Below are 20,584 nucleotides of genomic sequence, written 5' to 3'. Positions count from 1 at the left end.
TCCCCGTAGCATTCTTTTTAGGCACATTGTGCGGCGCAGTAAAGCCCGGATCGACTGGACATGAGCCGTCGTCCGACTAAACACCCCCTATGAACTTCTCCGCCGTGATCGTCGCCGCCGGCTCAGGGACCCGAGCGGGCCCAGGCCAGGCCAAGCAATGGCGCATGTTGGCTGGAAAACCCGTTTTGAGGTGGTCGGTCGAGGCTTTCCTCGCCGCCGGCGCTTCCGAGATCGTGATCGTGACGACGGAAGAGGGCGAAGCGGCCCTGCCCAACGTCCTCAAGGATCTCGGCGGCTGGCGATCGGCGCGAGGCGGCGCTGCTCGGGCCCTTTCGGTTCAGGCCGGCCTCGCCGCCCTAGCCCATCGCCCGAATGACGAGCCCGTCCTGATCCACGACGCCGCGCGCCCCCTGCTCGGGCAGAAGACCATCCATGATGTCCTGAACGCCCTGGAAGACGCCGACGGGGTTCTGCCCGCCCTGCCCGTCGCCGACACGCTGAAGCGCGCCGAGCCGGATCAGAACCCGGTGACGACGTCCCGCGAACACCTATGGCGCGCCCAGACCCCCCAGGCCGCTCGCCGGAAAACCTTGTTGGACGCCTACGCCGCGTGGTCGGGCGGCGAGCCCACCGACGACGTCCAGGTGATCGAAGCCGCGGGAGGACGCGTGGCGATCGCGCCGGGCGACCCGCTATTGATGAAACTGACCTATCCAGAGGACTTCGCCATGGCCGAACGCCTAGCCGGCGCCGCCCGCGTCACCCGTGTCGGCCAAGGTTTCGACGCCCACCGCTGGGGCCCGGGCGATGAGGTCTGGCTCTGCGGCGTCGCGATCAAGCATGACGAGACCCTGATCGGTCACTCGGACGCGGACGCTGGCCTGCACGCCCTGACCGACGCCATCCTGGGCGCGATCGGCGAAGGCGACATCGGCGATCACTTCCCGCCCACCGATCCGAAGTGGAAGGGCGCGGCCTCGGACCAGTTCCTGAAGCACGCTGCCGGCCTCGTGACCGCCAAGGGCGGCGCCATCGTCAATGTCGATGTCACGCTGATCTGCGAGCGCCCCAAGATCAAACCGCATCGCCAGGCCATGCGCGAACGCCTTGCCGAAATCCTCGGCCTCTCGGTGGACCGCGTCAGCGTGAAAGCGACCACGACCGAGAAGATGGGCTTCACCGGCCGCGGCGAAGGCTTGGCCGCTTCGGCCGTCGTGGCGGTCGAGACTCCGGCCTGAACAGGTTAGGTTGACGGCGCGAAGACGGAGACTCGCATGTTCCCGCTCGAGATTGAGACCTTGGCCCGCCTGCTGATCGACGAGGCGCGCAGTCGCTCCCTGCGGCTGGTGACGGCCGAGAGCTGCACCGGCGGCTTGGTCGCCGGCGCCATCTGCGCCATCCCCGGAGCCTCCGACGTCTTCGAGCGCGGCTTCGTCACCTATACCAACCGCGCCAAGTCCGAGATGCTGGGCGTGCCTGGCGACCTCATAGCCGATCACGGCGCGGTGTCGGAACCGGTCGCGCGGATGATGGCCGAAGGGGCCCTGCGGGAAAGCAACGGCCATATCGCCGTCGCGATCACCGGCGTCGCCGGCCCCGGCGGAGGCTCGCCGCTCAAGCCGGTCGGAACCGTGCACTTCGCGGTGGCCCGCGCCAACCGATCGGTCGTCCACCGCCACGAGCGGTTCCTGGGCGACACCCGCGAAGCCGTGCAGTTGGCGGCGATCGTGACGGCGCTTGAGATGCTGCGCGAGGCGGTGGCCTAGTGCCGGAGAGCGCGCCCAGCGACTGGCGGCGCTTCACCGGCGCCAATCTCTCGCAGCAGGCGCTGAAGGCCGCCGCCGCCCGAAAGACCGAAATCCGCCACGCGATCCGCGTCTCGGCCGCCGTCGGCGCAGCCTACGCCCTGGCGACACTGCTGCGCCTGCCGCAGGGCTATTGGGCCGTGCTGACGGCCATCATCGTCGTCCAGTCCAGCCTGGGCGCGACCATCACCGCCTCGATCGAGCGCTTCTCCGGTACGCTGGTGGGCGCCCTCGTCGGCGCCGCGGCCGCCCTGCTCCATACGATCTGGCCCGAGTTCGGCGGGCTGATCCTTTGCGTCACGGTCGCGCTCCTCGCTTTCCTGGTCGCCATCCGACCCGAATTGAAGGTCGCCACCATCACCGCGGTGATCATGCTGATCGGCGGAACGACGACGCACCTGAACCCGCTGGTCGCCGCCGCCCTGCGCGTCTCCGAGATTACGGTCGGCAGCCTAGTCGGAGTCGCCGCGACGCTTCTGATCTTCCCCGCGCGCGCCCACGCCTCGGTGGTGACGAGCATCCAGAAGATCGCCGGACTGGAAGCCCAGATCCTCGAAAGCCATGTGCTCGCGTTGCGTGGCTCCCCTGGCCCCGACGATCATCTCAAGGCCCAAGACGATCTTCGGGCCGCCCTCGCCAAGCTCCAAACGGCGATGACCGAGGCGAACAGAGAGAGCGCCACGCGTCTCAGCAACAGCTCCGTCTCTGAAGCTCTGCCCCGGACGCTGTGGCGACTGCGCAATGACACCGTGATGGTTGGCCGCGCCGTGCGCGGCGCCCTTCCCGACGCCATCACCCCCGCCGCCGCAGACATGTTGGAGGCCAGCAGTCAATTCCTGCGGGCCTCGGCGGACGTCCTCGCAGGCGGACCCAAGCCGGACCGCATAGCCTTCGCCACGGCTCACCGGGCCTTCCAGACCTGCTTCGAAGGCCTGCGCGAAAAAGGGATCACCCGCGACCTCGAGTTCGATGGCGCCGCGCGGGTGTTCGGCTTGGTGTTCGCGATCGAGAACCTGTTCGCCAACCTTGGCGACTTCGAGGAACGAATCGAGGAAGCCATCGCCCAGAAGGACTAGATCTGCAGGACTAGATCTGCAGGACTATGTTTGCGATCCGTAGATCTGCCGCGCGCGGTCCTCGAAACAGGCGATCAGCTTGCCGGCGGCCTTGTCGACATTGGCCGCCAGCAGCGCATCCAGCATCAGCGACTTGAAGGCGAACTCGATCGTGAACTCGATGCGCGTGGCGCCTTCTTCGGGGATGAAGCGCCAGGCGTTCACCAGTCGCTTGAACGGTCCGTACAGCAGATTGACGTCGATGCTCAGGGCCTCGCGGTCGCGGCGAACGCGGGTCGCGAACTTCTCGCGCAGGAACGAGAAGCCGACCTGGGCTTCGGCGTCGACCGTGCTGACCGCGCCATCCTCGCGAGCGTTCCAGGTCCGCATGCCCGTGATCCAGGGCACAAAGCTCGGATAGGCCTCGACGTCGCCGACGAGCTGGAACAGCTCTTCCGGCGCGTACGGCAGGACGCGCGTAACCACGTGACGATGCAAGGCGTCAGGCCTTGCGGGCGTCGAGCGCGCGGCGGGCGGCCTGCAGCTTGGCGAAATCGTCGCCGGCGTGGTGCGACGAGCGCGTCAGCGGGCTGGACGACACCATCAGGAAGCCCTTGGCCCGGGCGATCGCCTCATAGGCCTTGAATTCCTCGGGCGTGACGAAGCGCTCGACGGCCGCATGCTTGCGGGTCGGCTGAAGGTACTGGCCGATGGTGATGAAGTCGACGCCGGCCGAGCGCATGTCGTCCATCACCTGCATCACCTCCTCCTTGGTCTCGCCCAGACCGACCATCAAGCCGGACTTGGTGAACTGGGAGGGATCGCGCTGCTTCACGCGATCGAGCAGGCGCAACGAATTGTAGTAGCGGGCGCCAGGCCGGATCTTCAGATACAGCCGCGGCACGGTCTCGAGGTTGTGGTTGAAGACGTCCGGCTTGGAGTCGATCACCACATTCTCCGCGCCTTCCTTGCGGAGGAAGTCTGGCGTTAGAATCTCGATGGTCGTACCCGGCGCGGTCGCGCGGATCGCCGTCACCACCTCGGCGAAGTGCCGGGCGCCGCCGTCCAGCAGGTCGTCGCGGTCCACTGACGTGATGACCACGTGCTTGAGGCCCATCTTGGCGACGGCCTCGGCCACGCGACGCGGCTCATCCGGATCCAGCTGGGTCGGCAGACCCGTGGTGACGTTGCAGAAGGCGCAAGCGCGGGTGCAGATCTCGCCCATGATCATCATGGTCGCGTGACGCTGGCTCCAGCACTCGCCGATGTTCGGGCAAGCGGCTTCCTCACAGACCGTGTGCAGGCGGTTGTCCCGCACGATGCTCTTGGTCTCGTTGTACTGACCCGAACCCGGCGCACGGACCCGCAGCCATTCCGGTTTGCGGAGCACCGGCGTGTCGGGGCGGTTCTGCTTTTCGGGGTGGCGCACCGCCCGGTCTTCCGGGCCGCGAGCCTTGAGGGTGTCGATCACCGTGGCCATGGCGCCTAAATCGGTCTTCTTGGCTTCCGGATCAAGCACTTGATCCAGCTTAAGGCCCATTCGGCGACGGAATCACTTTCGGGCCTGGAAGCGGCGATCATGGAACCGGAGGGGTTGCTCGAGCCCTTACGCCACAAAGCCCGAAGCTCACGCTTTGTGACTCATTCTTGCAAAGCGAGACCTTCCTCGGCAGAGTCGGCGTTTAACGAACGAAAGCGATTTTCGCTTTTCGGGGAGGTTTCGGCGGGATGCCGGTAGTTTACGACGCGCGAAACGGCCAAAAGGCCATCTTCGACGCCCTGATCGACGCCCGCGATAAGTACGGCGCTAAGAAACAGATCCTGGAGGACCAGGATCGCAATCCGCTGACCTATACGGATTTAATCCGCGCCAGCTTCGCTCTGGGCCGCAAGATCGCCGCCATGACCCGGCCGGGCGAGAATGTCGGGGTGCTGCTGCCTTCGGGCGCGGGCTCGGTGGTGACCTTCTTCGCCCTGCACGCCTTCGGCCGCGTGCCGACCATGCTGAACTTCACGGCGGGCCTGCGGAACATCAAGGCCGCCTGCCGTCTGGCTGGGATCAAGCATGTCCTGACCGCGCACAAGTTCATCGAGCTGGGCAAGCTGCACGACATCGTCGATGCGATCAGCGTCCAGGCCGAGATCGTCTATCTGGAAGACGTGCGCGCCACGATTGGGCTGGGCGACAAGCTGTTCGCCGCCGCCGCCGGCCTGTTCCCGCGCCGGTTCCGCGCGCCGGCCAAGCCGTCCGACAAGGGCGTCGTGTTGTTCACGTCTGGCAGCTTCGGCGCGCCGCGCGGCGTGGTCCTGACTCAGGAGAACCTGGTCCAGAACGCCATGCAGGTGGCGGCCCATATCGAGCTGAACCCCAACTGGGTAATGTTCAACCCCCTGCCGGTCTTCCACTGCTTTGGCCTGACCGGCGGGGTGATCCTGCCGATCCTGACGGGCATGAAGGCGTTCCAGTACCCGTCGCCCTTGCACACCAAGCAGATCCCGCCGCTGATCAAGGATTCCAAGGCCTCGATCCTGCTGGCGACCGACACCTTCGTGAACCAGTACGCCCGCGCCTCGGAAGCCGACGAGCTCTCCGGCCTGGAGTTCATCGTCTGCGGCGCCGAGAAGGTGCGCGATGAGACCCACGCCCTGATCAAGGAGCGCTTCGGCGGCGTGCCGGTGCTGGAAGGCTACGGCGCCACGGAAGCCTCGCCGGTCATCGCGGTCAACAAGCCGACCGACAATCGCCCCGGCACCGTCGGCGGCCTCCTGCCCGGCCAGGACGTCCGCATCGAGCCCGTCGAGGGCATCGCCGAGGGTGGCCGCTTCTTCGTACGCGGGCCCAACATCATGGCCGGCTATCTGCGCGAGGACGGCGGCGTCGACCCGCCCGAGGACGGCTGGCACGACACCGGCGACGTGGTCACCATGACCGACGACCAATGGATCACCATCAAGGGTCGCGTGAAGCGCTTCGCCAAGATCGGCGGCGAGATGGTCTCGCTGACGGCCGCCGAAGACCTGGCTTCGGCGGTGTGGCCGGACGGCCGTCACGCGGTGATCTCCCTGCCCGACAAGAAGAAGGGCGAGAAGCTGATCCTGGTCACCGACCGCCACGACGCCGATGTCGCGCCGCTGGTCGCTCACGCCCAGACGATCGGCGCGCCGGAACTGGCGGTGCCGCGCAAGATCCTGAAAGTCACGGAAGTGCCCGTGCTGGGCAGCGGCAAGACGGACTACGTCGCGATCCAGCGGATGGCCGAGACGGATACCCGCGCCGCCTGACGGATCCGTCCTTCCGCGCGTTGAGCTAGTTCGAGCCTGGCAATTCGCGAGCTCGCGCCAAGGAGGGAAAGCATGGAACGTCTTGCCGTCTGGTCGCCCCGAGTTCTCAGCCTGCTGCGCATTATCACGGCTCTGCTCTTCATGGAGCATGGCCTGATGAAACTGGCGCACTTCCCGGCCGCCCAGCCCGACGCCCCGGCCCCTCTGCCCCCGCTGCTCCTGGCGGCGGGCTGGTTGGAGATTGTCGGCGGCGCGCTGCTGACGATTGGCCTGTTCACGCGGCCTGTAGCGTTCGTCGTTTCAGGCCAGATGGCGGTCGCGTACTTCATGGCGCATGGCAGTCAAGGCGTCTGGCCGGCCCTGAACGGCGGCGAGGCCGCGATCCTGTTCTGCTTCGTCTTCCTGTACCTGGTGTTCCAGGGACCGGGCGAATGGAGCGTCGACGCCCAGGTGCGCAAGCGGCCTTAGAAGGTCGCGCCCAGGGCTTCCAGCTCGGCGCGGAAGCCCTGCTTGCGGTTATGCAGAGCGCGCAGGTCAGCGACGAAGGCGGCGTGGTCTGGATACTCGCCGTAGTCGCCGATCATCGCGCTAAGCGACTCCGCCTCAAGCAACTGGCGCGCGGCCTCCGCGTAGCGGGTCGCCACGCCATAGGTCAGGACATACTGGATCGAGGCGCGCAGCAGCAGGGTGGCAGCCAGCGGGTGACTTCCCTCGAGGCGGCGCGCGGCCTCGGCGATCAAGGTGTCATCCGAGCCATTGATCTCGCCAGAACGCGATAGCACCAACCGAGCGGCGGCCGGCAGGTCTGGCCAGGACACCAGGAAGGCCAGCGCCGTGTCGAAGCGCGGGAAGCGCTTGGCGACCGCCTTGGCCTGATCCTCGGCCTCGACGTCATCGAAGTCCGGAAGCCCCTTCAGATAGGTCCTCAGGCGGCTGATCGACAGCGTCGCCTCGAAGTCCGCCCAACGGCGCCTCTGGGCTTCCTCGTGATGGCCGGTGGCTTCGAGTGCCTCCAGCATCGCGTCTTCCCAGGCGACACGCTCTTCGACCGCGCTTTGGTGGCGACCGCGTTGCTCGCTGGGAGCGCCGGCCTGGAGGGTAGCCAGCGCGTCCTCCGCCCTGCCCGCCTCCAGCAAGCGTCGGGCGATCTCGGCCGACACCAGCGGCGTGCGGCGAAGCTCCGGAGAGAACGTCGCCTCGAAGGCGTCCACGTCGCCGCCGGCGTCGGCCAAGCGGCGCAGAGCGTCCTTGTAGATCGCGCCCCGGGCGTCGAAGAGGTGAGCCGAGCGGGTCGAGCGCGCGGCGAGCATCTTCTCCAGGGTCTCTCGCAGATGCGCCTGACCCTTAGGGCCGAGCGCCGGCGTCACGGCGTTCACCAGCGGGCCGAATTGGGCGTAGTCGTCGCGGCGCAAAAGCCTCGCCACCCGATCCGCCAGCGCGATCGGATCGGGCAAGGCCTTGGCCGCGATCGCGCCGACGCCATCACGAGCGGCGAGGAAGACATCGCCGATCGGCCCTTCGGCCTGGCTCAGACGATCCAAGGTCGGCGTCGCGAGATCCAGCAGGTCGAGCATCAGGTCGAGCGCGGTCGTCGGCTCGTCCTCGGCCAGCCGCTCGATCATGCGCCGGTGCAGATCAAGATCCTTGGCGAACGCCGCGCGCTTGCGCCAGTGGATGCGCGAGGAGGACTTCCCGATCGTCGCTAGGCGCTTGGAAATCTCCAGCGCCAAGCCCTCGGCGCTGGATTCCGCGAACAGCTCCAGCCGCAGCACGCGCTTGACGTGGCTGTCGCTGGAGAGGTCGAGCAGGATGGCGGCCAGGCGCTCTGGGCCCAGGTCGGCCAGATTGGCCTCGGAAAGGGTCGTCTTGGACCCCTTCCTGGCCTTGGCCGGCTTCTCGCCCGTCGCAGCTGCCTTGCGCGCCATCCAGTCTCCCTAGCAGACCTAGATGTGCAGGACTCGGCCGTAGGCGTCCAGAGCGGCCTCGTGCATGGCTTCCGACATGGTCGGGTGGGCGTAGACGATGCCGTGCAGGTCTTCCTCGGTGGCTTCCAGCGTGATCGCCGTGACGAAGCCCTGGATCATCTCGGTGACTTCATGGCCGATCATGTGGGCGCCGATCAGGGCGCCCGTCTTGGCGTCGAACACCGTCTTCACGAAGCCCTCGACCTCGCCCGCGGCCACGGCCTTGCCGTTGACCCGGAACGGGAAACGGCCCGCCTTGACCTCGATGCCCGCCGCCTTGGCGCCGGCCTCGGTATAGCCGACCGAGGCGACCTGCGGGTTGGCGTAGGTGCAGCCCGGGATCGGCGAGTGGACGTTCGGGGTCTTGTAATTGGCGATGGCCTCGGCGGCGTGGATGCCCTCGTGACTGGCCTTGTGGGCGAGCCAGGGACCGCCGGCGATGTCGCCGATGGCGTAGAGGCCCGGGACATTGGTGCGGCAGTGCTTGTCGGTGACGACGTGGCCGCGATCGAGGCTGACGCCCAGCGCTTCCAGGCCCTCGTTGTTCGGCGCGATGCCGACGGCGACGATGCACTTCTCGGCGGTCAGCTGCTCGATCTTGCCGCCGGCCTCGACCGTGACGGCGACGCCGTCCTTGGTCTTCTCGATCTTGCCGACCTTGGCGCCGATGCGGAACTTGATGCCGCGCTTCTCGAACGCCTTCTGAGCGGCCTTCGAGACCTCTTCGTCCTCAACCGGCATGATGCGGTCGATGGCTTCGACCACGGTCACTTCGGCGCCGAGGGCGCGATAGAAGCTGGCGAACTCGATGCCGATGGCGCCCGAGCCGATCACGACCAGGGACTTCGGCATCGACTTCGGCGCCAGGGCGTCGCGGTAGGTCCAGATCTTGTCGCCGTCCGAGACCGCGCCGATGGCCGGGATCTCGCGGGCGCGGGCGCCGCTGGCCAGGATCACGTTCTTGGCCTGGACCGTGCGACTGCCGCCGGCCTTCAGCGCGATGACCAGCTTCGGGGCCGGATTGCCCTTCTCGAGCTTGGCCTCGCCCTCGATCACCTCGATCTTGTGCTTCTTCATCAGGAAGGCGATGCCGCCCGACATCTGCTTGGCGACGCCGCGCGAGCGCTCGATGATCTTGGCGAAGTCGAAGGACGCGCCCTGCACCGACAGGCCGTAGCCGCCCAGGTGCGACAGCTGCTCGTAGACCTCGCCGGACTTCAAGAGGGCCTTGGTGGGGATGCAGCCCCAGTTCAGGCAGATGCCGCCCAGGTTCTCACGCTCGACGATGGCCGTCTTCAGGCCCAGCTGGCTGGCGCGGATCGCGGCCACATAGCCGCCAGGACCGGCGCCGACGACGACGACATCGAATTCCGTGGACATAGTCTTCTCAACCCTAGCTTGGACGTCGCCCGAGGGAGCGGCGCGACGGTCGACCGGCCAAAAGACCGGTCCGGGGAAATCTTAGAGCAGCGCTTCGATCGCCGCCGTGAGGTCTTCGGGCTTGGTCGTCGGCGCGAACCGCTCGACCACCTCGCCGTCGCGGCCGATGAGGAACTTGGTGAAGTTCCACTTGATCGCCTCGGTGCCCAGCAGGCCCTTCTGTTCCTTCTTCAGGAACTTGTAGAGCGGGTGGGCGTCGGCGCCGTTGACGTCGATCTTCGACATCACCGGGAAGGTCACGTCGTAGGTCAGCGAGCAAAAGTTCGCGATCTCGGACGCGTCACCCGGCTCCTGGGCGCCGAACTGGTTGCAGGGGAATGCCAGGATCGCGAAGCCACGATCCTTGTAGGTCCGCCACAACTGCTCCAGCCCTTCGTACTGCGGGGTGAAGCCGCACTTGCTGGCCGTATTGACGATCAGCAGCACCTGGCCGCGATAGTCGGCCAGGCTCGCGTCCTGGCCGTCCAGCGTCTTGGCCGAGTAGTCGTAGACGGACATTCGCGCCTCCCGCCGCTTACACGATCAGCGTCAGCGGCTCTTCGATCAGCGGCTTGAAGGCCGCCAGGAACTTGGCCCCGATGGCCCCGTCAACGACGCGGTGGTCGCATGTCAGGGTCACGGTCATCACCGTGGCGACCTTGAGCTCGCCGTTCTTGACGACCGGGCGCTGCTCGCCGGCGCCGACGCTCATGATCGCGCCTTGCGGCTCGTTGATGATCGAGGCGAACGACTTGATGCCGAACATGCCGAGGTTCGAGATCGAGAAGGTGCCGCCCTGGAATTCCTCGGGCTTCAGCTTCTTGTCCTTGGCGCGCTGGGCCAGGTCCTTCATCTCGGCGGAGATCTGGGCCAGGCCCTTGGTTTCGGCCTTGCGGATGATCGGGGTGATCAGGCCGCCGTCGATCGCCACGGCGACGGCGATGTCGGCGTGGTGGTGCATGGCGATGCCTTCTGGCGTGTAGCTGGCGTTGGCTTCCGGCACCTGCTTCAGGGCCACGGCGGCGGCCTTGATGACGATGTCGTTGACCGAGACCTTCACGCCCTGCTTTTCCAGCAGGCCGTTGATCTTGGCGCGGGCCGCCAGCAGCGCGTCGATCTCGAGATCGATCTGCAGCGGGAAGTGCGGGACGTCACGGAAGCTGTCGGTCAGGCGGCGCGCGATGGTCTTGCGCATGCCGTCCAGCGGCACGAGGTCGTACGAGCCGGCCGGGATGCCCATCTGCTCCAGCGACAGAGCCTTGCGGGGCTCGGCGGCGGCCGGAGCGGCGCTGGCGGCGGCGGGAGCAGCCTTGGCGGCGGGCGCGCCCGACTTGGCGGCTTCGACGTCCGACTTGACGACGCGGCCGTGCGGGCCAGAGCCCTTGATGCTCTTCAGATCCAGACCGGCGGCCGAGGCCAGGCGGCGAGCCAGCGGCGAGGCGAAGACGCGCGAGTCGTCGGCGGCGACCGGAGCGGCCGGCGCGGGCGCGGCGGGAGCCGGAGCGGCGGCGGGGGCGGCGGCGGCGGGCTTCGGAGCCTCGGCCGCCTTGGGCGCTTCAGCCTTGGGGGCCGGCGCGGGGCTCTCGCCCTCGCCCGCCAGCTTGGCGATCAGCGCGTTGACCTTGACGTTCTCGGTCCCGGCCGGAACCAGGATGGCCTCGACGACGCCTTCGTCGACGGCCTCGACTTCCATGGTGGCCTTGTCGGTTTCGATCTCGGCGATCACGTCGCCGGCCTTGACGGTGTCACCGACCTTGACGTGCCACTTGGCGAGGGTCCCCTCCTCCATGGTGGGCGACAGGGCGGGCATCAGGATGTCGATCGACATTGAGCTTCTTCCTCAAGCGTTCGGGACGGTTTGGCCGAGCCTTCGTCCGCGATACCCCGCCTCGCGGCGGGATGAATTCGTTGGCCAAGACGATGCGGCCCCCGCCGTCGAGGGCGAGGGCCGCGCCGGTCTTAGCGGTAGCTGACCGCCTTCGCGGCCTTCACGATCTTCTCGACCGAAGGCAGCGACAGGGCTTCCAGGTTCGCCGCATAGGGCAGCGGCACGTCTTCCTGGTGCACGCGCAGCGGCGGGGCGTCCAGGTAGTCGAAGCCGAACTCCGTGATGCGGGCGACGATCTCGGCGCCGACGCCCATCGGGCCCCAGCCTTCCTCGACCGTGACCAGGCGGTTGGTCTTCTTGACGCTTTCCAGGATGGTCGCGTGGTCCATCGGACGGATCGTGCGCAAGTCGACGACCTCCGCCTGGATGCCTTCCTTCTCCAGCTCCTCGGCCGCCTTCAGGGCGAAGCCGACCATGCGGCTGTAGGCCACCAGCGTGACGTCCGAGCCTTCGCGACGGACCTTGGCCTTGCCGATCGGCACGACCCAGTCCTCGACGTCCGGGATGTCGAACTCGTGGCCGTACATCATCTCGTGTTCGAGGAAGACGACCGGGTTCGGATCGCGGATCGCGGCCTTCAGCAGGCCCTTGGCGTCGGCGGCGTCGTACGGCGCGATGACCTTCAGGCCCGGGACGTTGCCGTACCAGGCGGCGTAGTCCTGGCTGTGCTGAGCCGCGACGCGCGAGGCCGCGCCGTTGGGACCGCGGAACACGATCGACGACTTGATCTGACCGCCCGACATGTAGAGCGTCTTGGCGGCCGAATTGATGATCTGGTCGATCGCCTGCATGGCGAAGTTCCAGGTCATGAATTCGACGATCGGCTTCAGGCCGGCCATGGCCGCGCCGACGCCCATGCCGGCGAAGCCATGCTCGGTGATCGGGGTGTCGATGACGCGCTTGTCGCCGAACTCCTGCAGCAGGTCGCGGCTGACCTTGTAAGCGCCCTGGTACTGAGCGACTTCCTCGCCCATCAGGAACACGCGGTCGTCGCGACGCATCTCCTCGGCCATGGCGTCGCGCAAGGCGTCGCGGACCGTGATCTTCTTGGTCGGCGTACCGGCCGGGATTTCCGGATCGGCGAAGGTCGAGGCGGCCGAGATCGGACCAGCCGGCGTGGGGGTAGCGACCTGCGGCGCGGCCTTTTCCGGCTCACCGGTGGCTTGCGCCGGAGCGACCGGAGTCGAGGCGGCTTCGCCCTCCCCCTTCAGGCGGGCGATCAGGGTGTTGACCTTGACGTTCTCGCTGCCGGCCGGAACGAGGATGGCTTCCACCACGCCTTCGTCCACGGCTTCGACTTCCATCGTCGCCTTGTCGGTCTCGATTTCGGCGATCACGTCGCCGGCCTTGATGGTGTCGCCTTCCTTGACCAGCCATTTGGCCAGGGTGCCTTCCTCCATGGTCGGAGAAAGGGCGGGCATCAGGATGTCCGTCACTCGGCGGCCTCCAGGTAGACGTCAGTGTACAGTTCCGAGGGATCCGGCTCGGGGCTCGTGCGAGCGAACTCGGCGGCTTCGGCGACGATGCGCTTCACTTCCGCGTCGACGCCCTTCAGGTCGTCTTCGGTGACGCCGGCCTTGGCCAGGCGCTCCTTGATGTGATCGATCGGATCGCGGGTCGTCTTGACCTCGTCGACCTCCTCCTTGGTCCGGTACTTGGCCGGGTCGGACATTGAGTGGCCACGGTAGCGGTAGGTCTTCATCTCGAGGATGTACGGACCTTGGCCGCTGCGGGCGTGCTCGGTGGCGCGCGCGCCGGCTTCGCGCACGGCGATGACGTCCATGCCGTCGACTTCCTCGCCCGGGATGCGGAACGAGACGCCGCGCTTGTGGAACGCGGTTTCGGAAGCCGCGCGCTCGACGGCGGTGCCCATGGCGTACTGGTTGTTCTCGATCACGTACACGACCGGCAGCTTCCACAGCTGGGCCATGTTGAAGCTCTCGTAGACCTGGCCCTGGTTGGCCGCGCCGTCGCCCATATAGGCGTACGAGACGTTGCCGTTGCCCTTGTAGTGGTTGGCCAAAGCCAGACCGGTGCCGAGCGAGACCTGGGCGCCGACGATGCCGTGACCGCCGTAGAAGCCGGTCGCGACGTCGAACATGTGCATCGAGCCGCCCTTGCCCTTGGAAGAACCGCCGGCCCGGCCGGTCAGTTCGGCCATGACCTCGCGCGGATCCATGCCCGCGGCCAGCATGTGACCGTGGTCACGATAGCCGGTGATGATCTGGTCGCCCTTCTGCGAGATCGACTGCATGCCGACCGCGATGGCTTCCTGACCAATGTACAGGTGGCAGAAGCCGCCGATCAGGCCCATGCCGTACAGCTGGCCGGCCCGCTCCTCGAAGCGGCGGATCAGCAGCATGTCCTGATAGAATTTCAGGAGTTCGTCTTTTCCGACGAAGGCGTTGACACCGGTGTCAGCCGCCTTCCCCTCTGAGGCCTCAGCCTTGCGCGTACGCGCCATTCAAATCTCCCTGGCCAATCTTCATCGCGGCCTTCGTCCTGAGGGCATTTCCCGCCGAAAAAGTCGTCGGTTCCGCGAAGGAAACGCCCTAGTGCACCATCAAGCCGCTCAAAGCCAAATGGCTCCGCGCGACCGGCAATCGATTCCAAAAGCTTATGGGATCGGTCAGCTCGGACGCTTGACCCGGATCACATAGTCCCTCGGGTCGGCATATCCTAGGAGCGAGCGCGCGCGCTCCTCCAGCAGGTCGGCCGACAGACTGCCGCTGCGTAATAGACGAGCACGAGCCTCCAGGTCCATCCTCTCCGCGCGTATCTTCCTGAGTTCCTTTGTTTTTGCTGCGAGGTCCGCATTGCGCTGCGAAATGGACAGCAGGCCTCGATCACCCGTCAGAGCGTGAAAGGCGAAGTAAAAAATCAGGAAGAAGATCGCCGCGGTCGGCAGGAAAGGTTGCAGTCGGGCGAACATCTGAGCGTCCCAAAGAGGGATTCGCAGGATCGCCGACCCTGCTTAACGCCTTCTAAATCTGGGTGTTGCGAACGCCGGTCGCTCGCGGGAGGCAACCACCTTCGATGCTTTCACACGAGATGGTTTCAACCGCATCTAGATACCGCATTGCCGAAACCATTTCGCGGTCGCGAAGGCCTGAAAGATGGTCTCTCGTGAAACCAATCGCACCCTTTTAGAAAATTTGTGGGTTAGCCATTTCTGAATCGCGCGCACAGGCGATCGAAACGTGTCTCCGAATGGAATCGTCGCCGCCGAGCCTCGCGCCTAAAGCTGCCGCACAGACAGCAAAAAGGGCGCGACCTTTGCGAAGCCGCGCCCTCAAGCAAGCAGTCTACAAAGGACCTAGCGGCCCTTCAGTGCAGCGCGGCCGGCATAGACGCCTTGGTCGTCCAGCATCTCCTCGATGCGCAGCAGCTGGTTGTACTTGGCGGTCCGGTCCGAACGGGCCAGCGAGCCCGTCTTGATCTGACCGCAGTTCAGGGCGACGGCCAGGTCGGCGATCGTGCTGTCTTCGGTCTCGCCCGAGCGGTGGCTCATGACGCTGGTATAGCCGTGGCGGTGGGCCAGTTCGACGGCGTCGATCGTTTCCGACAGCGTGCCAATCTGGTTGACCTTGACCAGGATCGAGTTGGCCAGGCCCTTGTCGAGGCCCAGTTGCAGGCGCTTGGGGTTGGTCACGAACAGATCGTCGCCAACCAGCTGAACCTTCTTGCCCAGGGTGTCGGTCAGCAGCTTCCAGCCGTCGAAATCGTCCTCGGCCATGCCGTCCTCGATCGTGAGGATCGGGAACTTGGCCACGAGGCCGGCCAGGTAGTCGACCATGGCGGCCGGATCCAGCGACTTGCCCTCGCCTTCCAGCTCGTACTTGCCGTTCTTGAAGAACTCGGTCGAGGCGACGTCCAGGCCCAGCACGAAGTCATCGCCAGCCTTGTAGCCGGCCTTCTCGCCGGCCTTGACGATGAAGTCGAGCGCGGCTTCGGCGCTGGCGAGGTTGGGGGCGAAGCCGCCCTCGTCGCCGACGTTGGTGTTGTGACCGGCGTCCTTCAGGGCCTTCTTCAGGGCGTGGAAGATCTCGGCGCCCATGCGCAGGCCTTCGCGGAAGTCCTTGGCGCCGGTCGGCAGGATCATGAACTCCTGGATGTCGATCGGATTATCGGCGTGGGCGCCGCCGTTGATGATGTTCATCATCGGGGTCGGCAGGACGCGAGCGTTCACGCCGCCAACGTACTTGTAGAGCGGCAGGCCGGCCGACTCCGCGGCGGCCTTGGCGGCGGCCAGCGAGACGCCCAGGATGGCGTTGGCGCCCAGGCGGGCCTTGTTCGGCGTACCGTCCAGCTCGATCAGCAGGTTGTCGAGACGGCGCTGGTCCTCGGCGTCGACGCCCGACAGCGCGTCGAAGATCTCGCCGTTGACGGCGTCGACGGCCTGCTGGACGCCCTTGCCCAGATAGCGAGCCTTGTCGCCGTCGCGCTTCTCGTTGGCCTCGTGAGCGCCCGTCGAGGCGCCCGACGGCACTGCGGCGCGACCAAAGGCGCCGTCCTCCAGGATGACGTCGACTTCGACGGTCGGGTTGCCCCGGCTGTCGAGAATTTCACGGGCGATGATGTCGACGATCTCGGTCATGGACTGCTCCTCAAGGCCAAAGGCGCGGGAGGCTTAGCCGCCAAGCGCTCTGGGCGCAACTTGACTTCCCTTCCGGAGGCCGCGCGATCATCGCTTATTCCAGGGAGGATTCCATGCTGGACGTCGAACACCGCGGCCCGATCGCGATCGTCACCCTCAATCGGCCCGAGGCGATGAACGCGCTGTCGAAGGCGCTGAGGCTGGCGCTCTACGAGGCCATGGTGGCGCTGGACGCCGATCCGGACGTCAGCGTGGTGATCCTGACCGGCGCAGGCGAACGCGCCTTCACGGCGGGTCTCGACCTCAAGGAGCTGGGCGGCGACGCCTCGGCGATGGGGGCGGCCAACGACCAGGACGCGCGCTCAAACCCCGTCCGAGCCGTCGAGCGATGCCGTAAGCCTGTGATCGGCGCGATCAACGGTGTCGCGATCACCGGAGGCTTCGAACTCGCCCTCGCCTGCGACGTCCTGATCGCGTCCGAGAACGCCCGCTTCGCCGATACGCATGCCCGGGTCGGCATTATGCCCGGCTGGGGACTTTCCCAGAAGCTGTCGCGGCTGGTCGGGCCCTACCGCGCCAAGGAATTATCGCTGAGCGGCAACTTCCTGGACGCCCGAACCGCGGCGGACTGGGGCCTGGTCAATCGCGTCACCGCGCCCGAGGCGCTTCTGCCCACGGCCCTGAAGCTGGCCGAGGACATGGCGTCGATCCCTGTCGAGACCCTGGCCTTCTACAAGGGCCTGATCGATGACGGCTACGCACGCCCCTTCGGCGAGGGCCTGGCGCTCGAGCACGAGCGCTCCAGCGCCCACAATCGCGAGGTCACGCCCGAGAAGGTCGAGGCCCGTCGCCGCCAAGTGATGGCGCGGGGGCGTTCGCAGTAGTCAGGCGTTCCAGGTCCGAGGCGCAACGCCGCCATCGCCCAGCCGGAACAACACGCGCCCTGCCCCGAAATCCAGCTCGACCCGCGCGAACAAGCGCAGGACGTCGACGCCGATCAGGGCGGCCGGCCGGTTGTTCAGCGACCAGAGATCGAAGATGTGCAGGTCCGCGAACGCCATCGGGACGTTGGTGATCCGCAGATCTCCCATCTGCATGTTGGGCACCAGCCGGAATTCGCCCAGCTGCATCTCGCCGCCGGCGGTCAGCAGGCGCGCCGGCCGGACGAAATCCGGCGTGCGGCGGCGTCGGGCCGCAATGGCGCGCGCCAGGGCCATGTTGCCGATGCTGACCCCGCCGCCGGAGTCGATGAACGCCAGCGAGCGGACCCCGCCGATCCGGGAATCCGCCAGGGTGAGGCGGCCGAACCGTTCGTCCGCCATCACCGAAACCTCGTTCGAGAAGCGTATGATTTCGGACTTGCTCTGGGTGCGCCGGATCTCCAGGCGCCTCTTGGGAAAGTCCATGACGATGTTGCGGCCTTCCAGGATGTCGACTCCCAGAAGTCCGTCCGCACCGACGCGGTCGTAGGGCAGCACCGGCAGGTCCACGTTGTTGAGCCTGGCGTCCCCGGCCCTGAGATTGCCGATGCGGGCCGTCGTCGTGGTAATCGTGCCCGAGACGCCATGGACGATGATCTCGGGTCCTGGCGCCAAGCCTAGGCGCTGGACGACGCCCGGCGTCAGGACGGTGCGGTCAGCGCCCGTGTCGACCACGAACTGGAAGGGGCCCTCGCCATTGATCGCGACATCGACGGTCAGGCGGGCGTCCTGGTCGAGACCCGCGTCGAGCACCAGCAGCGGCGGGTCTGACGGCGGCGCCGTCGGGGGCTGGATTTGCGGCAACGAAACCGGCGTGATGGCGCTCGCCAGCGCGGGGGGCGCGGCGATCGTCGACAGACCCAGTCCCGCCGTTATGGTCCGGCGCGTGATCATGGGCGTTCCTCCCGATACGGAGGCTAGCACCCTTTTTCCGCGAACATGACGAAAAACGCCGCCCAGCGTGGCCGGGCGGCGCTTTCAAGCCGTCAGAGACGAGAAGGAGACCTTAGTCTTCCTTCGGCGTCAGGATCTGCTTGCCGTTGTACATGCCGGTCTTCAGATCGACATGGTGCGGACGGCGCAGCTCGCCCGTGTCCTTGTCCTCGATGAACGAGTTGGCGCCCAGGGCGTGGTGCGACCGGCGCATGTTCCGGCGAGAAGGCGAAGTTTTTCTTTTAGGAACGGCCATCGAAGTGACTCTGCTCGCTGAGCGTGAAAATCGAGAGCGGCGACTAGGGTTCGACCCAGGCCGCCGCGTGAGCGGGGGCTTATGCCCGAATCTCTCCCCTGATGCAAGCACCTGGGGAAAGTAGCGTCAGACGAGGCGTCCGTGCTCCTTCGCGGCGGCGATGAAGCTGGCGAAAAGCGGGTGCGGCGCGAACGGTCGGCTCTTCAGTTCGGGGTGATATTGCACCCCGATGAACCACGGATGGTCGTCCCGCTCGACGATCTCGGGCAGCACGCCGTTGGGCGACCGGCCCGTCAGTTTCAGGCCCGCGTCCTCCATGATGTGGACGTAGCCGATATTGACCTCGTAGCGGTGGCGGTGGCGCTCGCTGATCTCGGTCGCGCCATAGATCTCGGCGACCTTCGAACCCGGCGTCAGGACGGCCTCATAGGCCCCCAGGCGCATCGTGCCGCCCAGATCGTCCGAGGAGCGGCGCTGGACCGTCTCGTTGCCCTTGATCCACTCGGTCATGATGCCGACCACCGGACGCTCAGTCGGGCCGAACTCGCTGGAGCTGGCGTCCTTGATGCCGGCGACGTTCCGAAGGGTCTCGATCACAGCCATCTGCATGCCAAAGCAGATGCCGAAGTACGGCACCTTGCGTTCGCGGGCGAACTGGGCCGCGCGGATCTTGCCCTCCGCGCCGCGCTCGCCGAAGCCGCCCGGGACCATGATGGCATGCGCGTTCTCGAGACGGGCCGCGGCCGCGCCCTCGTCGCCCTCGAAGGTCTCGCTCTCGACCCAGTCGAGGTTGACCTTGACCTTGTTGGCGAGGCCCCCGTGGTGCAGGGCCTCGATCAGCGACTTGTAGGCGTCCTTCAGCACCGTGTACTTGCCGACCACGGCGATGGTGACCTCGCCGTCGGGGTGCTGGACGGTGTTGTCGATCTCCTTCCAGCGCGACAGGTTCGGCGCCGGAGCGTCGTGGATGCCGAAGACATCCAGGACTTCGGCGTCCAGGCCCTGCTCGTGATAGTCGATCGGCACGGCGTAGATGGACGATGAGTCCATCGCCTGGATGACCGCGCTGGGCCGCACGTTGCAGAACTGGGCGATCTTGCGCTTTTCCTCGGCCGGGATCTCCTGCTCGCAGCGGCACAGCAGGATGTCCGGCTGGATGCCGATCGAGCGCAGCTCCTTGACCGAGTGCTGGGTCGGCTTGGTCTTCATCTCGCCGGCCGTCTTGATGAACGGCAGCAGGGTCAGGTGCACGTAGCAGCTCTGGCCGCGCGGCAGGTCCTGGCGCAGCTGACGGATAGCCTCGAAGAACGGCAGGCCCTCGATGTCGCCCACCGTGCCGCCGATCTCGACCAGCACGAAGTCGACGGCCTTCTGGCCCGTCTCGTCCATGGCGGGCGACAGGACGAAGTCCTTGATCTCGTTGGTCACGTGCGGAATGACCTGGACGGTCGCGCCCAGATAGTCGCCGCGGCGCTCCTTCTCGATGATCGTCTTGTAGATTTGGCCGGTCGTGATGTTGTCAGCCTTGTTGGCCGACACGCCGGTGAAGCGCTCGTAGTGGCCGAGATCCAGGTCGGTCTCGGCCCCGTCGTCGGTTACGAAGACCTCGCCGTGCTGATACGGGCTCATCGTGCCCGGATCGACGTTCAGATAGGGATCGAGCTTCCGAAGACGGACCGTGTAGCCGCGCGCTTGCAGCAGCGCGCCGAGCGCCGCCGAGGCCAGACCTTTGCCAAGCGAGGAAACCACGCCGCCGGTGATGAAGATGTACCGCGTCATGGGCGACCAGATTACCCGTGATTCGTGGACGCGGGGAGAAAGACCCGCGTTCATCAACAAGATTAAACCCCCGAGGTGGCCCTCGGGGGTCGGTGAAAGCGCCGTCGGGGACGGTTAGGGCTTGGGCTGGCTGGCCGGAGCCGGGGCCGGCTCTGCGGGGGCCAGGAGCGCCGGCTGCTGAGCGGCCGGGGCCGGCGTGTTGATCTGCGGCGCGGGGGCCTGGATGCCGCCCGGCTGCGGCGCCGCCGGCAGCGAGTTCAGCGAGCCCGGAGCCGGCGTCGGGGCCGGCACGTTCTGCAGCGTCTTGGCGTCGAGACCCTTGATGCTGTCGGCGACCGAGCCGCTCTTGTCCAGGCGACCCGTCAGGATGGTCAGGGCCAGGCTGATGATCAGGAAGATCGAGAACAGGATCCAGGTGATGCGGGTCAGCAGATCGCCGGCGCCGCGCGCGGTCATCAGGCCGCCCGAGTTGCCGCCCATGCCCAGCGCGCCGCCCTCGGAGCGCTGCAGCAGCACCACCCCGATCAGGCCGAGGCAGACGATGATGTTGATGGCCAGCAGAACGCCGATGAGCATGCGAATGTATTCTCGATCCGGGCGCGAGCCACGCCCGCGCGAAAAACGAA

The 20,584-nt window shown here is 66.6% G+C and carries 20 protein-coding genes; 6 read left to right on the top strand and 14 right to left on the bottom strand.

The window, feature by feature from the left end:
• Nucleotides 1-89: 89 nt before the first annotated feature.
• The 3 genes from Q0379_RS07705 to Q0379_RS07695 are packed head-to-tail and all read left to right on the top strand — an operon-like array spanning nucleotide 90 to nucleotide 2,881.
• Nucleotides 90-1,238, top strand: coding sequence for a bifunctional 2-C-methyl-D-erythritol 4-phosphate cytidylyltransferase/2-C-methyl-D-erythritol 2,4-cyclodiphosphate synthase (locus tag Q0379_RS07705; protein ID WP_299006629.1), 1,149 nt, complete (start codon nucleotides 90-92; stop codon nucleotides 1,236-1,238).
• 36 nt (nucleotides 1,239-1,274) lie between these two features.
• The gene (locus Q0379_RS07700) at nucleotides 1,275-1,766 is read left to right on the top strand and encodes a CinA family protein (protein WP_299006626.1); all 492 of its coding nucleotides are present in this window, start codon (nucleotides 1,275-1,277) and stop codon (nucleotides 1,764-1,766) included.
• Nucleotides 1,766-2,881: an FUSC family protein gene (locus Q0379_RS07695; RefSeq protein ID WP_299006623.1), complete on the top strand. Its 1,116-nt coding sequence runs from the start codon at nucleotides 1,766-1,768 to the stop codon at nucleotides 2,879-2,881. Before Q0379_RS07700 ends, Q0379_RS07695 begins: the two co-directional genes overlap by 1 nt.
• 24 nt (nucleotides 2,882-2,905) lie before the next feature.
• Here Q0379_RS07695 and Q0379_RS07690 read toward each other — a convergent pair whose 3' ends face one another.
• Both Q0379_RS07690 and lipA read right to left on the bottom strand, forming a co-directional pair.
• Nucleotides 2,906-3,358 carry a type II toxin-antitoxin system RatA family toxin gene (locus Q0379_RS07690; RefSeq protein ID WP_299006621.1) on the bottom strand — a complete coding sequence of 151 codons (453 nt, stop codon included), beginning with the start codon at nucleotides 3,356-3,358 and terminating at the stop codon, nucleotides 2,906-2,908.
• A gap of 4 nt (nucleotides 3,359-3,362) precedes the next feature.
• A complete protein-coding gene (lipA, locus tag Q0379_RS07685; protein WP_299006650.1) occupies nucleotides 3,363-4,340 on the bottom strand; it encodes a lipoyl synthase in 978 nt (325 codons plus the stop codon).
• Nucleotides 4,341-4,588: 248 nt separating this feature from the next.
• Between lipA and Q0379_RS07680 the strand changes: the two genes are divergently transcribed.
• Nucleotides 4,589-6,142 (top strand): AMP-binding protein, encoded by a 1,554-nt coding sequence (locus Q0379_RS07680; RefSeq protein WP_299006619.1) that lies wholly within the window; start codon nucleotides 4,589-4,591, stop codon nucleotides 6,140-6,142.
• Between the two features lie 72 nt (nucleotides 6,143-6,214).
• Nucleotides 6,215-6,610: a DoxX family protein gene (locus Q0379_RS07675; RefSeq protein ID WP_299006617.1), complete on the top strand. Its 396-nt coding sequence runs from the start codon at nucleotides 6,215-6,217 to the stop codon at nucleotides 6,608-6,610.
• Here the strand turns inward: Q0379_RS07675 and Q0379_RS07670 are convergent.
• The 8 genes from Q0379_RS07670 to eno form a co-directional block, all read right to left on the bottom strand.
• On the bottom strand, nucleotides 6,607-8,067 hold the full coding sequence (locus Q0379_RS07670; protein WP_299006614.1) for a DUF6880 family protein: 1,461 nt from the start codon (nucleotides 8,065-8,067) through the stop codon (nucleotides 6,607-6,609). The two genes, Q0379_RS07675 and Q0379_RS07670, sit on opposite strands and share 4 nt — an antisense overlap.
• Nucleotides 8,068-8,085: 18 nt before the next feature.
• Entirely contained in the window at nucleotides 8,086-9,486 is a 1,401-nt protein-coding gene (gene lpdA, locus Q0379_RS07665; RefSeq protein WP_299006611.1) for a dihydrolipoyl dehydrogenase, read from the bottom strand.
• A gap of 81 nt (nucleotides 9,487-9,567) precedes the next feature.
• Nucleotides 9,568-10,044, bottom strand: coding sequence for a glutathione peroxidase (locus Q0379_RS07660; protein ID WP_299006608.1), 477 nt, complete (start codon nucleotides 10,042-10,044; stop codon nucleotides 9,568-9,570).
• A gap of 16 nt (nucleotides 10,045-10,060) precedes the next feature.
• Nucleotides 10,061-11,353, bottom strand: coding sequence for a pyruvate dehydrogenase complex dihydrolipoamide acetyltransferase (locus tag Q0379_RS07655; RefSeq protein ID WP_299006605.1), 1,293 nt, complete (start codon nucleotides 11,351-11,353; stop codon nucleotides 10,061-10,063).
• A gap of 131 nt (nucleotides 11,354-11,484) precedes the next feature.
• On the bottom strand, nucleotides 11,485-12,849 hold the full coding sequence (locus Q0379_RS07650; protein ID WP_299006602.1) for a pyruvate dehydrogenase complex E1 component subunit beta: 1,365 nt from the start codon (nucleotides 12,847-12,849) through the stop codon (nucleotides 11,485-11,487).
• Complete coding sequence (gene pdhA / locus Q0379_RS07645; protein ID WP_299006599.1) at nucleotides 12,846-13,877, bottom strand: pyruvate dehydrogenase (acetyl-transferring) E1 component subunit alpha; 1,032 nt, start codon at nucleotides 13,875-13,877, stop codon at nucleotides 12,846-12,848. Before pdhA ends, Q0379_RS07650 begins: the two co-directional genes overlap by 4 nt.
• Nucleotides 13,878-14,042: 165 nt before the next feature.
• Nucleotides 14,043-14,345 carry a septum formation initiator family protein gene (locus Q0379_RS07640; RefSeq protein ID WP_047405705.1) on the bottom strand — a complete coding sequence of 101 codons (303 nt, stop codon included), beginning with the start codon at nucleotides 14,343-14,345 and terminating at the stop codon, nucleotides 14,043-14,045.
• Nucleotides 14,346-14,729: 384 nt separating this feature from the next.
• A complete protein-coding gene (eno, locus tag Q0379_RS07635; protein WP_299006590.1) occupies nucleotides 14,730-16,010 on the bottom strand; it encodes a phosphopyruvate hydratase in 1,281 nt (426 codons plus the stop codon).
• Between the two features lie 113 nt (nucleotides 16,011-16,123).
• Between eno and Q0379_RS07630 the strand changes: the two genes are divergently transcribed.
• Complete coding sequence (locus Q0379_RS07630) at nucleotides 16,124-16,894, top strand: enoyl-CoA hydratase (RefSeq protein ID WP_299006586.1); 771 nt, start codon at nucleotides 16,124-16,126, stop codon at nucleotides 16,892-16,894.
• Here the strand turns inward: Q0379_RS07630 and Q0379_RS07625 are convergent, their stop codons facing one another.
• The 4 genes from Q0379_RS07625 to secG all read right to left on the bottom strand — a co-directional run bounded on the left by Q0379_RS07625 (nucleotide 16,895) and on the right by secG (nucleotide 20,534).
• Nucleotides 16,895-17,884, bottom strand: a complete 990-nt coding sequence (locus Q0379_RS07625; RefSeq protein WP_299006584.1) for a retropepsin-like aspartic protease — start codon at nucleotides 17,882-17,884, stop codon at nucleotides 16,895-16,897.
• A 112-nt stretch (nucleotides 17,885-17,996) separates the two neighbouring features.
• Complete coding sequence (gene rpmF / locus Q0379_RS07620) at nucleotides 17,997-18,179, bottom strand: 50S ribosomal protein L32 (protein WP_010919589.1); 183 nt, start codon at nucleotides 18,177-18,179, stop codon at nucleotides 17,997-17,999.
• 126 nt (nucleotides 18,180-18,305) lie between these two features.
• The gene (locus Q0379_RS07615; RefSeq protein ID WP_299006570.1) at nucleotides 18,306-19,958 is read right to left on the bottom strand and encodes a CTP synthase; all 1,653 of its coding nucleotides are present in this window, start codon (nucleotides 19,956-19,958) and stop codon (nucleotides 18,306-18,308) included.
• 114 nt (nucleotides 19,959-20,072) lie between these two features.
• Nucleotides 20,073-20,534 carry a preprotein translocase subunit SecG gene (gene secG, locus Q0379_RS07610; protein ID WP_299006567.1) on the bottom strand — a complete coding sequence of 154 codons (462 nt, stop codon included), beginning with the start codon at nucleotides 20,532-20,534 and terminating at the stop codon, nucleotides 20,073-20,075.
• Nucleotides 20,535-20,584 lie beyond the last annotated feature (50 nt).

This window comes from uncultured Caulobacter sp., from assembly GCF_937900395.1.
Lineage (GTDB): Bacteria > Pseudomonadota > Alphaproteobacteria > Caulobacterales > Caulobacteraceae > Caulobacter.
This window is presented reverse-complemented; position numbering and strand designations above follow the sequence as displayed.

Bases quoted from the DNA above. Each gene is read 5' to 3' on its own strand.
- Q0379_RS07705 (WP_299006629.1), top strand. From the start codon at position 90: ATGAACTTCTCCGCCGTGATCGTCGCCGCCGGCTCAGGGACCCGAGCG.
- Q0379_RS07700 (WP_299006626.1), top strand. From the start codon at position 1,275: ATGTTCCCGCTCGAGATTGAGACCTTGGCCCGCCTGCTGATCGACGAG.
- lipA (WP_299006650.1), bottom strand. From the start codon at position 4,340: ATGGCCACGGTGATCGACACCCTCAAGGCTCGCGGCCCGGAAGACCGG.
- Q0379_RS07680 (WP_299006619.1), top strand. From the start codon at position 4,589: ATGCCGGTAGTTTACGACGCGCGAAACGGCCAAAAGGCCATCTTCGAC.
- Q0379_RS07675 (WP_299006617.1), top strand. From the start codon at position 6,215: ATGGAACGTCTTGCCGTCTGGTCGCCCCGAGTTCTCAGCCTGCTGCGC.
- Q0379_RS07670 (WP_299006614.1), bottom strand. From the start codon at position 8,067: ATGGCGCGCAAGGCAGCTGCGACGGGCGAGAAGCCGGCCAAGGCCAGG.
- lpdA (WP_299006611.1), bottom strand. From the start codon at position 9,486: ATGTCCACGGAATTCGATGTCGTCGTCGTCGGCGCCGGTCCTGGCGGC.
- Q0379_RS07660 (WP_299006608.1), bottom strand. From the start codon at position 10,044: ATGTCCGTCTACGACTACTCGGCCAAGACGCTGGACGGCCAGGACGCG.
- Q0379_RS07655 (WP_299006605.1), bottom strand. From the start codon at position 11,353: ATGTCGATCGACATCCTGATGCCCGCCCTGTCGCCCACCATGGAGGAG.
- pdhA (WP_299006599.1), bottom strand. From the start codon at position 13,877: ATGGCGCGTACGCGCAAGGCTGAGGCCTCAGAGGGGAAGGCGGCTGAC.
- Q0379_RS07640 (WP_047405705.1), bottom strand. From the start codon at position 14,345: ATGTTCGCCCGACTGCAACCTTTCCTGCCGACCGCGGCGATCTTCTTC.
- eno (WP_299006590.1), bottom strand. From the start codon at position 16,010: ATGACCGAGATCGTCGACATCATCGCCCGTGAAATTCTCGACAGCCGG.
- Q0379_RS07630 (WP_299006586.1), top strand. From the start codon at position 16,124: ATGCTGGACGTCGAACACCGCGGCCCGATCGCGATCGTCACCCTCAAT.
- Q0379_RS07625 (WP_299006584.1), bottom strand. From the start codon at position 17,884: ATGATCACGCGCCGGACCATAACGGCGGGACTGGGTCTGTCGACGATC.
- rpmF (WP_010919589.1), bottom strand. From the start codon at position 18,179: ATGGCCGTTCCTAAAAGAAAAACTTCGCCTTCTCGCCGGAACATGCGC.
- Q0379_RS07615 (WP_299006570.1), bottom strand. From the start codon at position 19,958: ATGACGCGGTACATCTTCATCACCGGCGGCGTGGTTTCCTCGCTTGGC.
- secG (WP_299006567.1), bottom strand. From the start codon at position 20,534: ATGCTCATCGGCGTTCTGCTGGCCATCAACATCATCGTCTGCCTCGGC.